This window comes from Microbacterium sp., assembly GCF_036566905.1.
Taxonomy (GTDB): domain Bacteria; phylum Actinomycetota; class Actinomycetes; order Actinomycetales; family Microbacteriaceae; genus Microbacterium.
This window is the reverse complement of sequence record NZ_DATCVK010000110.1, coordinates 1-12,870: the sequence shown is the minus strand read 5'-3', so window position 1 is coordinate 12,870 and position 12,870 is coordinate 1. Positions and strand designations below refer to the sequence as shown.

At 70.0% G+C, this 12,870-nt stretch carries 13 protein-coding genes; 3 read left to right on the top strand and 10 right to left on the bottom strand.

Features of this window, described 5'->3' with window-relative positions; all coding sequences use genetic code 11:
- The 4 genes from VIP82_RS08215 to rpsP all read right to left on the bottom strand — a co-directional run.
- A partial coding sequence (locus VIP82_RS08215) for a molybdopterin oxidoreductase family protein (protein WP_331907486.1) occupies positions 1-2,203 on the bottom strand: 2,203 nt, incomplete at its 3' end.
- Between the two features lie 101 nt (positions 2,204-2,304).
- Complete coding sequence (rimM, locus tag VIP82_RS08210; protein WP_331907488.1) at positions 2,305-2,919, bottom strand: ribosome maturation factor RimM; 615 nt, start codon at positions 2,917-2,919, stop codon at positions 2,305-2,307.
- 49 nt (positions 2,920-2,968) lie between these two features.
- Positions 2,969-3,199 (bottom strand): RNA-binding protein, encoded by a 231-nt coding sequence (locus VIP82_RS08205; RefSeq protein WP_045276246.1) that lies wholly within the window; start codon positions 3,197-3,199, stop codon positions 2,969-2,971.
- A 4-nt stretch (positions 3,200-3,203) separates the two neighbouring features.
- Positions 3,204-3,626: a 30S ribosomal protein S16 gene (rpsP, locus tag VIP82_RS08200; RefSeq protein WP_308867009.1), complete on the bottom strand. Its 423-nt coding sequence runs from the start codon at positions 3,624-3,626 to the stop codon at positions 3,204-3,206.
- A gap of 192 nt (positions 3,627-3,818) precedes the next feature.
- Between rpsP and VIP82_RS08195 the strand changes: the two genes are divergently transcribed.
- Positions 3,819-4,982, top strand: a complete 1,164-nt coding sequence (locus VIP82_RS08195; RefSeq protein ID WP_331907484.1) for a glutamate--cysteine ligase — start codon at positions 3,819-3,821, stop codon at positions 4,980-4,982.
- A gap of 142 nt (positions 4,983-5,124) precedes the next feature.
- On the opposite strand, the gene ffh is transcribed toward VIP82_RS08195, so the two are convergent.
- Positions 5,125-6,690: a signal recognition particle protein gene (gene ffh, locus VIP82_RS08190; protein WP_331907482.1), complete on the bottom strand. Its 1,566-nt coding sequence runs from the start codon at positions 6,688-6,690 to the stop codon at positions 5,125-5,127.
- Between the two features lie 70 nt (positions 6,691-6,760).
- Positions 6,761-7,753 carry a TetR family transcriptional regulator gene (locus tag VIP82_RS08185; RefSeq protein WP_331907480.1) on the bottom strand — a complete coding sequence of 331 codons (993 nt, stop codon included), beginning with the start codon at positions 7,751-7,753 and terminating at the stop codon, positions 6,761-6,763.
- Positions 7,754-7,880: 127 nt separating this feature from the next.
- Here VIP82_RS08185 and lipB point away from each other — a divergent pair, with 127 nt between their 5' ends.
- On the top strand, positions 7,881-8,519 hold the full coding sequence (lipB, locus tag VIP82_RS08180; RefSeq protein ID WP_331907478.1) for a lipoyl(octanoyl) transferase LipB: 639 nt from the start codon (positions 7,881-7,883) through the stop codon (positions 8,517-8,519).
- Complete coding sequence (lipA, locus tag VIP82_RS08175; protein WP_331907476.1) at positions 8,516-9,565, top strand: lipoyl synthase; 1,050 nt, start codon at positions 8,516-8,518, stop codon at positions 9,563-9,565. Before lipB ends, lipA begins: the two co-directional genes overlap by 4 nt.
- A 9-nt stretch (positions 9,566-9,574) precedes the next feature.
- Here lipA and VIP82_RS08170 read toward each other — a convergent pair whose 3' ends face one another.
- The 4 genes from VIP82_RS08170 to VIP82_RS08155 all read right to left on the bottom strand — a co-directional run.
- Entirely contained in the window at positions 9,575-10,075 is a 501-nt protein-coding gene (locus VIP82_RS08170; protein WP_331907474.1) for a DUF2004 domain-containing protein, read from the bottom strand.
- A gap of 81 nt (positions 10,076-10,156) precedes the next feature.
- On the bottom strand, positions 10,157-11,029 hold the full coding sequence (gene ftsY, locus VIP82_RS08165; protein ID WP_331907472.1) for a signal recognition particle-docking protein FtsY: 873 nt from the start codon (positions 11,027-11,029) through the stop codon (positions 10,157-10,159).
- A gap of 26 nt (positions 11,030-11,055) precedes the next feature.
- Positions 11,056-11,763, bottom strand: coding sequence for a hypothetical protein (locus VIP82_RS08160; protein ID WP_331907470.1), 708 nt, complete (start codon positions 11,761-11,763; stop codon positions 11,056-11,058).
- Positions 11,764-11,828: 65 nt separating this feature from the next.
- The coding region (locus VIP82_RS08155; protein WP_331907468.1) for an AAA family ATPase at positions 11,829-12,870 on the bottom strand (1,042 nt) is incomplete at its 5' end.

Sequence of the window (12,870 nt, the reverse complement as noted above, 5' to 3'; positions counted from 1 at the left end):
GCGCCTCGTCGGCGGAGCCGGTCGCCGCACCGCCCGGCGGCGGCCCCACGCGCCGCAGCGTCACGGCGGCGAACTTGAACTCCGGCTGCGCCGACAGCGGGTCCACCGCGTCGTTGGTCACCGCGTTCACCGTCACGTACTCCCCGTGCTCGTCGTTCCAGTGGAACGGCGCGAACAGTCCGCCGGGCTGCACCCGGTCGGTGAGCACCGCGGGAACGACGAAACGGCCACGGCGCGATGCGACTTCGACGAGATCACCCTCCGCGATCCCCTGGCGCTCGGCGTCGACGGGGTGCACCTCGACGAACGGGCCGGGGTGCAGCTTCGCCAGCTTCGCGACGCGGCCCGTCTTCGTCAGGGTGTGCCAGTGGTGCGGCAGCCGGCCCGTGTTGAGCACCCAGGGGTAGTCGTCGTCGGGCAGCTCCGCGGGGGGCAGGTGCGGGCGCGCCAGGAACTGCGCGCGTCGCGAAGGGGTCGCGAAGGCGAGGCGGGGCACCGAGCCGTCGTCCTCCACGTGCAGCGACTGGCTCACCCCGTCGTTGAGGTAGCGGATCGGATGCCGCGTCGCGGCGTCGTCCGGGGGTGCGGGCCACTGCACCGGCGTCTCGCGCAGGCGCTCGTACGTGACGCCGCGCAGGTCCCATCCGGTCTGCGGGTTCCAGAAGCGGCGGATCTCGTCGAACACCTCGTCGCTCGAGGCGAAGTCGAAGCCGGGGAACCCCATCGCGCGCGCCACCTGGCAGATGGTCAGCCAGTCCGGCTGGGCCTCGCCCGGGGCCGGCAGCACGTCCCGCACGAGCGTGAGCGTGCGATCGCTGTTGACCGTGACACCATCGGCTTCCACCCACAGCGTGGCCGGCAGCAGGATGTCGGCGTACGCGGTGGTGGCGGTCTCGGTGTAGACGTCCTGGGCGATGACGAGCTCGGCCTTCTCCAGCGCCTCGATCACCGTCTTGCGGTTCGCGACCGAGGCGACCGGATTGCTGCAGATGATCCACACCGCTTTGATCTCGCCCTCGGCGGCGCGGCGGAACATGTCGATGGTGCCGGCGCCGGACTCGGCGCGGATCGACCCGGGCGCGAGGCCCCAGATCTCCTCGACGAAGGCGCGGTCGGGGGCGCTGAACACGGCACGCTGCCCGGGAAGCCCGGGGCCCATGTACCCCATCTCGCGCCCGCCCATCGCGTTCGGCTGGCCCGTCAGCGAGAACGGCCCGCTCCCCGGCCGGCAGATGGCGCCCGTCGCGAGGTGGAGGTTGCAGATCGCGTTGGTCGACCACGTGCCGTGGGTGGACTGGTTGAGGCCCATGGTCCACAGCGTCATCCACTCGTCGGCCTCCCCGATCCAGCGGGCGGCGGTGCGGATGTCGTCCTCGGCGAGTCCGGTGAGCTCCGCGACGCGCGCGGGAGGGTATTCGGCGAGGACCTCCGCCATGTGCTCCCAGCCGTCGGTGTGGGCAGCGATGAACTCCTCGTCGATGTCACCCGCCTCCACGAGCAGGTGCAGCAGGCCGTTGAGGAGAGCGAGGTCGGTTCCGGGGGCGATCTGCAGGAAGAGATCGGCGCGGTCGGCCGTCGTGGTCCGGCGCGGATCGACGACGATGAGCCTCGCGCCCTGCTTGAGCCGGTCGGCCATCCGAAGGAAGAGGATCGGGTGGCAGTCGGCCGTGTTCGATCCGATCACGAAGAACAGGTCGGCGTGGTCGAAGTCCTCGTACGAGCCGGGCGGGCCGTCGGCACCGAGCGACTGCTTGTAGCCGGTCCCCGCCGACGCCATGCACAGACGGGAGTTCGACTCGATGTGGATGCCGCGGAGGTAGCCCTTGACGAGCTTGTTCGACAGGTACTGCGCCTCCATGCTCATCTGCCCCGACACGTACATCGCGATGGCGTCGGGCCCGTGCTCGTCGAGGATCGCGCGCAGGCGCGTCGCGGCATCCGTCACGGCATCAGTCAGCGCGACGGGCTCGGCCGGCTCCCCTCGTGCGGGGCGCACGTGTGCGGAGGTCATGCGACCCGGAGCCTGCATCAGTTCCGCGTGGGTGGCGCCCTTCGTGCAGAGCCGCCCGGCGTTGGTGGGGTGGGAGCGGTCGCCCGCGACCTTCGCGATGGTGAGCGGCTGCCCGGCCCCGGCGTGAGAGGTCGTCACCGAGATACCGCAGCCGACGCCGCAGTAGGAGCACACGGTGCGTACTTCGCCCATGCCTCCGATGATCCGGGATGGAGGTTCCGGGGCGTTTCCCGCCGTGTTTCCCGGAGATCACATCTGCCGCACGGGTGCCGGCGGTGCGCCGTGAGACCGCGTCAGCGAGCGGTGTCGGCGTCGTCGGCGGAAGCGTCCGCCGCAGCGTCATCGCCGTTGTCGTCTTCGGGGAGATCCTCGAAGAGCCCTGCCGGCGGTGTCACGATGACGCGGCCGGCCGCGATGTCGACCTCCGGCACGATCGCCTTGACGAACGGCACCAGCACCTCGTCGTCGCGCACCTTCACGATGAGCAGGTCCTGCGCGGGGAAATGATCCACCCGGGCGACCTTGCCGACGACCTGGCCGTCGCGCACGACGTCGAGTCCGACGAGCTGGTGATCGAACCAGGCGTCCTCCTCGGCGGGCGACGCCTGGATGTCCTCATCGACCCACAGGATGGCGCGGAGGAGCGCCTCTGCGGCGTCGCGGTCGTCGACGTCTTCGAAGAAGGCGACCGGGTGGCTGTTCATCCAGCGGAACTCGCGCACCGTGAGCGGCTTGCCGTGCCACGGCGACGACTCGGGAACCTGCAGGGTGAACGTCGCACCGGGGACGAAACGGCCCTCGGGGTCGTCCGTGTACAGCTCGAGCTTGATGGCGCCCTTGAGTCCATGCGCCTTGACGAGGCGCCCGACACGGAGTTGCGTCTTGCCCGAGGGGGGAACGGCATTCACGGGCTTGCGGGCGTCTGCGCCCGATCCCGCGGTGTTCTCGCCTGACACCTCAGTCGTCCGCGACGTCGACGCGCACACGGCGTCCGTCGGCGAGGGCACTGATGAGGGTGCGCAGGGCTTTGGCCGTGCGGCCGCCGCGCCCGATCACGCGACCCCGGTCATCGGGGTGGACGTGCACTTCGAGCACGTCGCCGCGAGGCGACGTGGACGAGTCGATGCGGACGTCGTCCGGGTGATCGACGATCCCCTTGACGACGTGTTCGAGCGCGGCGGCGAGCAACGGATTACTCTGCGGACTCGGCGGCGGCCTCGTCGGTCGCCTCGGCGGCGGGAGCCTCGGCGGCCTCGGCCTTCTTCTCGGCCTTCGGCTTCACGACCGACTTCTTCGAGGAGTCGATCTCGAACGCGGGCTTCTCTTCGCGGGTCTTCACGGTCGAGACGGCGTTCTTGTCGCCCTTGAACTGACCCCAGTCGCCGGTCAGCTTGAGGAGCGCACGCACCTGCTCGGTCGGCTGCGCGCCGACGCTCAGCCAGTACTGGGCACGCTCGGAGTCGACCTCGATGAACGAGGGCTCCTCGGTGGGGTGGTACTTGCCGATCTCTTCGATGACACGGCCGTCGCGCTTGGTGCGCGAGTCGGCCACGACGATGCGGTAGTAGGGCGCACGGATCTTGCCGAGGCGCTTGAGACGGATCTTGACAGCCACGATTCTCCTGAATGTGTGGAAAGCGAACGAACCTGTCGCCTGGAGCGTGGGGTGCACACCCGGCGGGAGCTCAGAGGAGGAGCACGACGCTGGATAGAGGGTCGAGCGTGTGGTCCAGCCCTCTATTCTGCCAGATGACGCACCATGCCGCGAACCACCGGAGTGCGGACCCCTGCGTGCCAGACTGTGCGCATGACGGTGCCCTTCGCGACATCCGCCCGCTCGTCCGTGGGCCTCGAGTGGGAGCTCATGCTCGCCGACACCGCGACCGGGGACCTGATCCCCCGTGGCCCCGATCTGCTCGCCGCGCTCGAGGAGCGCTCCAGCCTCGAGCGGTACACCGTCACCGGCGAGCTGCTGACGAACACCGTGGAGGTGACCAGCGGCATCGGCGACACCGTCGCAGCGGCCGTCGACGACATCGCCGACGCGATCGCCGAGGTGCGCACCTACACCGACCCGCACGGCGTCGATCTGCTCTGCGCGGGCAGCCATCCGTTCGCGCAGTGGTACGACCAGAGCGTCACCGACAAGACCCGCTATCACAAGCTCATCGAGCGCACCCAGTGGTGGGGGCGCAACATGATGATCTGGGGCATCCACGTACACGTCGGCGTGGACGACGTCAATAAGGTCTTCCCGATCATCAACGCCCTCGCGGTGTACCTGCCGCACCTGCAGGCGCTGTCGGCGTCGAGCCCGTTCTGGGCCGGTGAGCGCACCGGCTATGCGTCGAACCGCGCGCTCGTCTTCCAGCAGCTGCCCACCGCGGGCCTGCCGTGGCCGCTCCAGAACTGGAGCGAGTTCGAGGGCTACCTCGACGACATGGTCGGCACCGGCGTCATGGAGGACGCGACCGAGGTGCGGTGGGACATCCGTCCGGCGCCCCGCTGGGGCACCATCGAGGTGCGCGCCTGCGACGGCATGTCGACGCTTCCCGAACTGGCCGCGGTCGCCGCCCTGGTGCAAGTCCTCGTCGAGCATTTCTCCCGGCGTCTCGACGAGGGCCTGCCGCTCGAGACGATCCAGCCCTGGTTCATCCGCGAGAACAAATGGCGCGCCGCGCGCTACGGACTCGACGCCCGCGTGATCGTCGATCATCAGGGCACCCAGCGCCTCGTCACCGAACACCTGCGCGAGACGCTCGCAGAGATCGGCGACATCGCCGACGACCTCAAGTGCGCCCGCGAGCTGACGGGCATCGAGGCCATCCTCACGGGCGGCGCGAGCTATTCGCGGCAGCTCGCCGTCGCCGACGCGGCCGACGGCGACCTCCGCGAGGTGGTGCGCCACCTGGTCGGCGAATTCCGCTCCGGCCCCACGCTGCGCGAGCACCTGGCCACCCTCGGCCACTGACCGGCGCGGTGGCGGCGGAGGAGACCTTCGGCGCCGGCGGCATGCGGCGGTGACATCACCTGAGCTCGCCACGGAGAGGACCGGATGCCGCGCCAACGGCACCCGACGAGTGCCGCGCCAGCGGCCTCCGACGAGTGCGGGATCAGCCGCGGCCGAGCATCTTCTGCAGCTCGGCCAGGTCCGCCTCGGTGGGGGCGCCCTTCGCGCCGCCGGCGCCGAGCCCGAAGCCCGAGCCGGTGGGCGCCTCGGCGCTCTGAGCTGCGATGCCGGCGTTCTCGGCGGCGCGCTTGGCCGGGTTGCCCGAGCGCGAGCCCTTCGCCTTCTGCTGCTTGCCGCGCTTGGACGAAGCGCCCGGCCGGCCGGCGCCGGGGATCGGACCCATTCCGGGAATGTTCGGCACCCCGCCGCGCGCGACGGTCTTCATCATCTTCGCGGCCTGCTCGAACCGCTGCACGAGCTGGTTCACGTCGGTGACGGTCATGCCCGAGCCGCGGGCGATGCGCAGCCGGCGGGAGCCGTTGAGAAGCTTGGTGTTGCGGCGCTCAGCCGGGGTCATCGAGCGGATGATGGCCTCGGTGCGGTCGATCTCGCGCTCGTCGAAGTTCTCGAGCTGATCCTTCATGGACCCCATGCCCGGCAGCATCCCGAGCATCTTCTTCATCGAGCCCATCTTGCGCATCTGCTGCATCTGGGCGAGGAAGTCCTCGAGCGTGAACTGCTCGGTCGCGAGCTTCTCCGCGACCTTGAGCGCCTCCTCCTCGTCGAACGCCTGCTGCGCCTGCTCGATGAGGGTGAGGATGTCACCCAGGTCGAGGATGCGAGACGCCATGCGGTCGGGGTGGAAGGCCTCGAGGTCGTCCAGGCCCTCGCCCGTGGAGGCGAAGATGATCGGGCGGCCCGTCACCGAGGCGACCGAGAGTGCGGCACCGCCGCGGGCGTCGCCGTCGAGCTTCGAGAGCACGACGCCGGTGAAGTCGACGCCGTCCTGGAAGGCCTTCGCCGTGTTGACGGCATCCTGTCCGATCATCGCGTCGATGACGAACAGCACCTCGTCCGGATCGGTGGCCTTGCGGATGTCGGCCGCCTGCTTCATGAGCTCGGCGTCGACGCCGAGGCGACCGGCGGTGTCGATGATGACGACGTCGTGCTGCTGGCGGCGCGCCACCTCGACGCCGTCGCGGGCGACCTTGACCGGGTCGCCGACGCCGTTGCCCGGCTCGGGCGCGTAGATCGCGGCGCCGGCACGCTCGGCCACGACCTGCAGCTGGTTCACCGCGTTGGGGCGCTGGAGGTCGGCGGCGATGAGGAGCGGCGTGTGGCCGTCCTTCTCGAGCTGACGGGCGAGCTTGCCCGCGAACGTGGTCTTTCCCGAACCCTGCAGGCCGGCGAGCATGATGACGGTCGGCGGGTTCTTCGCGAATTGCAGGCGACGCTGCTCGCCGCCGAGGATCGCCACGAGCTCCTCGTTGACGATCTGGACGACCTGCTGCGCCGGGTTCAGTGCCCGGTTGACCTCGTCGCCGAGGGCGCGTTCGCGCACCTTGGCGGTGAATTCCTTGACGACGGGCAGAGCCACGTCGGCGTCGAGCAGGGCACGCCGGATCTCGCGGACCGTGCCGTCGACGTCCGCGGGCGTGAGCTTGCCCTTGGTGCGGAGGCTGCGGAAGGTCTCGGTGAGCCGGTCGGAGAGGGTGCCGAAAGTCGCCATGATGCCCCGATTCTACCGGGGACGGATGCCGCCACCGCCCGCTTCGCCGCCGCCCGCCGTCGCGGGCGATTCAGCCCTCGGGTCCGAGCTCCTGGAACAGGGTCAGCTGCAGACCCGCCGGACCACGCAGGCGCGCGTTGCGGGAGCGCCAGGGCGTGACGCGGGCGGATGCCTGCACCTCGGCGCCGCGGTGCGCCAGGCGCTCGGTGGCCGCGGCGCTGTCGTCGACCTCGAGCGCGAGCCGGATCCGGTCGCTCGGGGCGTCGCCGTCGGTCTCGACGCGGTCGATGAACGCGACCTGCGCCGGGTTGGAAAGCTCGAGGGTCGCGCGCCCGGCGTCGAGGATCGCCACGCGGGCACCGCCCTCGGCCTCGTACGCCTCCGCCTGCGGCATCCCGACGACGTCGCGGTAGAAGCGGAGGGCGTCCTCGAAGTCGGGCGCCTCGACCACCACACGCAGCTGCCGCACGTCCCCGGCGCGCACCGGCCGGACGACCTGTGCGGCGTCGGCCGCGCGCGCCAGGAAGCGCGCCAGCGAGGTGCGTCCGGCACCGTCGTGGGCCCACGCCTCGACGGCGGCGAGAACGGCTCCGCCCCACGCTGCGCCGGCGACCTCGGCGTGCACGCGATCCGATCCGGCGCGGACGAACCGGGTCGAGACCGTCCTCGCCACGCGCGCCCGGCGGAGGGCGGCGTCGCGCTCGTACTCGGCCTCGAGGCCCATCGCCGTCGCGTTGACGATGCCCAGAGCGAGGCTGTCGGGCGCGAAGCGCTCCGCGATGGCGAGGGTCGCCGCACGGACGGCGGCGACGGCATCCGTCTCCTCGTCCGAGCCCAGATGCGCCTCGAAGGCGACGAGCCGCTCGTCCAGTCCGGCCCACAGCACGTCGGACTTGGAGGAGAAGTAGTTGAAGAAACTCGACCGGCTGACGCCGGCGCGGGTGGAGATGTCGGCGATCGAGGTCTGCTCGTAGCCCTGCTCGAGGAACAGCTCGCACGCCGCTTCGGCGATGGTCTCGCGCGACGACGCCTTCGGTCGTCCCGCGCGCGGCTCGGTGGACATGAAGCCACCTTAGGACGAGTGGTTCGTCCGGCATCGGTGCTGTGGCATGCGCGGCTCGTGTCTCGACGCGGATGTATTGTTGGACGCAATCCATCAATCGCCACGAGCGAACGAGTGAAGGAGCGCGATGCTCGACATCCAGACGGTCGGCCTCTCCCCCGACTACGTGCCGTACCTCGACGGCTGGGCCCTGCAGCGGAGCATCCATGCCGAGGTCGTTGCGGGCACGCGCCCCGACACCCTGCTGCTGCTCGAGCACGAGCCCGTCTATACCGCGGGCGCGCGCACAGCGCGGCATGAGCGCCCCACCGACGGAACTCCCGTGGTCGACGTCGACCGGGGCGGCAAGATCACATGGCACGGGCCGGGACAGCTCGTCGGCTACCCGATCGTGCGGCTCACCGAGCCTGTCGACGTCGTCGCCCACGTGCGCCGCCTCGAGCAGCTGCTGATCGACGTGCTGGGCGCGTACGACGTCGAGGGCTACCGGGTCGAAGGTCGCAGCGGCGTATGGGTGCGCCGCCCGCTGGGCGAGGACAAGGTCGCCGCGATCGGCGTGCGCGTGCAGCGCGGCGTGACGATGCACGGCTTCGCGCTCAACTGCGACAACTCGCTCGCCGGCTTCCGCGGGATCATCCCGTGCGGGATCACGGATGCCGGAGTCACGACGATCAGCGAGGTCGCCGGCGCCGAGATCGCGCCGAGCGACGTGATCGGCACGGTGAGCCGCGTGTTCGCCGCCGACTTCGCCGGGGTGCCCGCATGAGCGCGTGCAGCAGTGCGCCGGGTGCCGCGGGCACGCCGGACGCGGCATCCGTCCCCTCCGGTCCTGACGGACGCAAGCTCCTCCGGCTCGAGGTCCGCAACGCGCAGACTCCGATCGAGCGCAAGCCGGAGTGGATCAAGACCAAGGCCAAGATGGGGCCCGAGTACCAGGCGCTGCACTCGCTCGTGAAGACCGAGGAGCTTCACACCGTGTGCCAGGAGGCCGGCTGCCCCAACATCTACGAGTGCTGGGAGGACCGCGAGGCCACGTTCCTCATCGGCGGGTCGCAGTGCACGCGCCGATGCGACTTCTGCCAGATCGACACCGGCAAGCCCGCCGACTACGACACCGACGAGCCCCGCCGCGTGGCCGAGAGCGTGGTGCGCATGAACCTCCGCTACGCCACCGTGACCGGCGTGGCACGCGACGACCTGCCGGACGGCGGCGCGTGGCTGCACGCCGAGACGGTCCGGCAGATCCACGCCATGAATCCGAACACGGGCGTGGAGATCCTCGCGACCGATTTCAACGGCGACCCGGCGCTGCTGGGCGAGGTGTTCGAGAGCCGCCCCGAGGTCTTCGCGCACAACGTCGAGACGGTCCCGCGCATCTTCAAGCGGATCCGACCGGCCTTCCGCTACGAGCGCTCGCTCGACGTGCTGACCCAGGCACGCGATGCGGGCCTGATCACCAAGTCGAACCTCATCCTGGGGATGGGAGAAGAACCCGAGGAGGTCGTTCGGGCGCTCGAGGACCTCCACGCCGCCGGCACCGACATCATCACCATCACGCAGTACCTCCGCCCGTCGCCGCGTCACCTCCCTGTCGCGCGGTGGGTCAAGCCGCAGGAGTTCGTCGAGTTCAAAGAGGAGGCCGAGCGGATCGGTTTCCTCGGAGTGCTCGCGGGGCCGCTCGTGCGCTCGTCGTACCGCGCGGGGCGTCTGTGGGCGCAGTCGATGCTGTCCAAGGGACGCGAGATCCCGGCTCACCTGGCGCACATCGCCGAAGACGTCCACGTCGAGCGCGGGTTCGCCCAGGCGGTGTGACGGCGGCGGTCAGTCCGCGCTCGTGACCGACAGCACGGCCCCGGCGGAGTCGAGGTTGACCAGCAGCACGTCGTCGGTGGCGTCGGGATCGAGCGCGTACTCCAGCACCGCGAACGGGTCCGAGCCGCCGTGCTCGTCGGCGAGGATCGTCATGCTCATGAGCTGGAGCGAGCGGATGACGTCGATCTGAACGTCACCCGAGATGTCGACGAGCGTGTCCTCGAGGGCTTCTCCCAGCGTCTCCTGCTGCTGCAGGATGTACTCGGTCACCTCGCTGGTGCGATCGTTCAGCTCGTTCACCATGCCGTTGCGCGCGCTGCGGTCGATGTCCTCGATCGACGAGATGAGCGCGGCGGCCACGTCGAGGGCTGCCTCGGAGACGTCGTCCTGGTCGGGCGCCGTGAGATCCACCGTGACGGACTGGTCGCCCAGTTCGACGTTCTCCGACCAGAAGATCGATCCGTCAGGCCCCGATTCCAGGAGTCCGAAGTAGTCGTGCTCGATCGCCATGACCCCATGAAACCGCAACGAGCGCGTCGGCGATAGCCCGAACACGGCATGGCGCGAATTCGGTCCGCGCCGGCGTCCGGATCAGTCGACCAGAGCGGCCGCGAACACGTGCGGGGTGAAGCCGGTGAGGTCGCCGATCCCCTCGCCCTGGCCCAGCAGCTTCACCGGAATCCCGGTGCGCTCCTGCACGGCGAGAACGAAGCCGCCCTTCGCCGAGCCGTCGAGCTTGGTGAGGACCAGGCCCGTGACGCCCGCGTGCTCCAGGAAGGCCTGAGCCTGCATGACCCCGTTCTGACCGGTCGTGGCGTCGAGCACGAGGAGCACCTCGCTGATGGGCGCCTGCTTCTCGATCACACGTCGGATCTTGCCGAGCTCGTCCATGAGCCCGCCCTTGGTGTGCAGGCGGCCGGCCGTGTCGACGAGCACGATCTCGGTGCCGGTGCTCTTGGCGTACTCGATGGTCTGGAAGGCGACGGATGCCGGGTCCTGACCCTCCTGCTGCGGCCGCACGATCGCCGCCCCGCCCCGTTCGGCCCAGGTCGCGAGCTGGTCGACGGCGGCGGCGCGGAAGGTGTCGGCGGCACCGACCACCACCGACCGCCCGTAGCGCTGCAGGAACTTCGCGAACTTGCCGATGGTCGTCGTCTTGCCGACGCCGTTCACGCCGACGACGAGCACGACGGCCGGGCGCTCGGTGAGGCGGAGTGTGGTGTCGAACTTCGCGAAGTGCTCCTCGAGCGTCTCCTTCAGCATCCGCTGCAGGTCGCGCGGGTCGGTCGTGCGGTAGCGCTCTACCTTCTCGCGCAGCTCGTCGATGATGCGTTCGGTGATGTCGGGGCCGAAGTCCGCCGTGAGGAGCGCCGTCTCGAGGTCTTCCCAGGTGGTCTCATCGATCGTGGGTTTGACGAACATGCCGCGCAGCGCACGGCCGAGCGACCAGGAGCTCTCTGCCATCCCCCCAGCCTAAGTGCCAGGGCCGTTCACCCCGACGCGGGCGCCACCGCGATGCCGACGTAGCTGCCGAGGAGGTCGGTCACCTCCGTGCCGATGTCCTGTCCCGGCGGGCACTCCACATTGACGACCAGTGACGTGCCGAGGGTGCCGAACGTGCGCCCGAACTCGCTCCAGCTCGCCTCGTCGCCCCCCGCGCCGCCACTGCCGCCGACCATGCGGACGTCGACCGTGCCCTCCTGCGTCGTCTGCGCGACGTAGTCGTCCGACGCGTTGGCGCTGACGTCGGCGCCCGTCACGCCGGGAATCTGCGTGCTGAGCACCGCGGCCAGCATGTTGTCGGTGCTCACGCGATCGTCGGCCCCGAGCTCCAGGTCGGTGATGGCGCCCTGGTAGAAGGCGACCGTGCACTGGGTCTGTCCATCCAGATAAGCCCAGCTGCCGTTGCCGTCGTCGGGCGATGATGCCGCGAAACGCTCGTCCGCTGCCATCAGCCGATCGTCCCAGCCGACCGTCCAGACCGCGGGGTCCAGCTCCGCGCCCGCGGCGAACGTGATCTCGGTCGGTGGACCGCCGGCGTCATCGGCAGGCTCGGGCGTCTCGCCGGCGTCCGCGGAGGCCGAGTCGGAGGGCTCGGGTGACAACAGCCTCGCACCCGGCGGGAACGGCGTGCACCCGGTCAGCGCGACCGCAGACAGCAGCAGCCCGGCCGTCAGCGCACGCGCAGAGATGTGCATAGGCGAACGCTACTCCTCCGCCGCCGGCGTCCGTGCCCATCTGCCCGCAGGCCGGATGCGACCGATCAGGAGGCCACGCGCTCCACGATGCGCTGCCCGACGACGGCCGACACGCCGTCCTGCCTCATCGACACGCCGTAGAGGGCGTCGGCGATCTCCATGGTGCGCTTCTGATGGGTGATGACGATGAGCTGGCTCGATTCGCGCAGCTGCTCGAAGACGCCCAGAAGGCGGCCGAGATTGGCGTCGTCCAGCGCAGCCTCCACCTCGTCCAGGATGTAGAAGGGGCTCGGGCGCGCTTTGAAGATCGCCGTCAGGAGCGCCACCGCGGCGAGAGAACGCTCGCCGCCGGAGAGCAGCGAGAGCCTTTCGATCTTCTTGCCTACCGGACGGACGGCGACCTCGATGCCCGTCGTCAGCGGCGAGTCGGGATCGGTGAGCGTGATCGACCCGGTGCCGCCGGGGAACAGGATCGGGAACACCTCGCCGAAGGCGACCTTCGTGTCTTCGAACGCCGCGAGGAAGATCGACTGCATGCGCTCGTCGAGCTCTTCGATGATCGTCAGCAGATCCTTGCGGGTCTGGGTGAGGTCGGCGAGCTGCTCGGTCATGAACTTGTGACGCTGCTCGAGCGCTTCGAACTCCTCGAGCGCGAGCGGGTTCACCCGACCGAGCTGGGCGAGCTTGCGCTCGGCCTCCTGCAGTCGACGCCGTTGCTGGGCGCGGTCGTACGCAATCGCGGCCGCCTCCGTGCCCTCCGCCTCCAACTCAGTGGGCTGAGTCACTGCAAGGACGGGAACGGGATGATCCGGCCCATATTCCGAAATGAGAATGTCCTCGTCGAGGCCGAGCTCGGACTGCACGCGTTCGAGCAGACCGCCTACGTGCAGCCGCTTCTCGTGGATCTGCAGCTCGAGGTTGTGGACGCTCTCAGTGAGGCCCGCCAGTCGCTCCCGCGCCGAGCTCTCCTGGGTGCGGAGCTCGGCGAGCTCGGTGGTCACCGCGGTGCGCTCCGACTCCGCGGCGGCGAGCTCCGCCCGAGCCTGAGCGAGCGAGCGGTCGACCGAGTCGATCACGGCGGGCAGCTGCCCCGCGACGCCGGCGGCG

Coding starts and splice junctions, on each gene's coding strand:
- VIP82_RS08195 (WP_331907484.1), top strand. CDS start 3,819: ATGACGGTGCCCTTCGCGACATCCGCCCGCTCGTCCGTGGGCCTCGAG.
- ffh (WP_331907482.1), bottom strand. CDS start 6,690: ATGGCGACTTTCGGCACCCTCTCCGACCGGCTCACCGAGACCTTCCGC.
- VIP82_RS08185 (WP_331907480.1), bottom strand. CDS start 7,753: ATGTCCACCGAGCCGCGCGCGGGACGACCGAAGGCGTCGTCGCGCGAG.
- lipB (WP_331907478.1), top strand. CDS start 7,881: ATGCTCGACATCCAGACGGTCGGCCTCTCCCCCGACTACGTGCCGTAC.
- lipA (WP_331907476.1), top strand. CDS start 8,516: ATGAGCGCGTGCAGCAGTGCGCCGGGTGCCGCGGGCACGCCGGACGCG.
- VIP82_RS08170 (WP_331907474.1), bottom strand. CDS start 10,075: ATGGCGATCGAGCACGACTACTTCGGACTCCTGGAATCGGGGCCTGAC.
- ftsY (WP_331907472.1), bottom strand. CDS start 11,029: ATGGCAGAGAGCTCCTGGTCGCTCGGCCGTGCGCTGCGCGGCATGTTC.
- VIP82_RS08160 (WP_331907470.1), bottom strand. CDS start 11,763: ATGCACATCTCTGCGCGTGCGCTGACGGCCGGGCTGCTGCTGTCTGCG.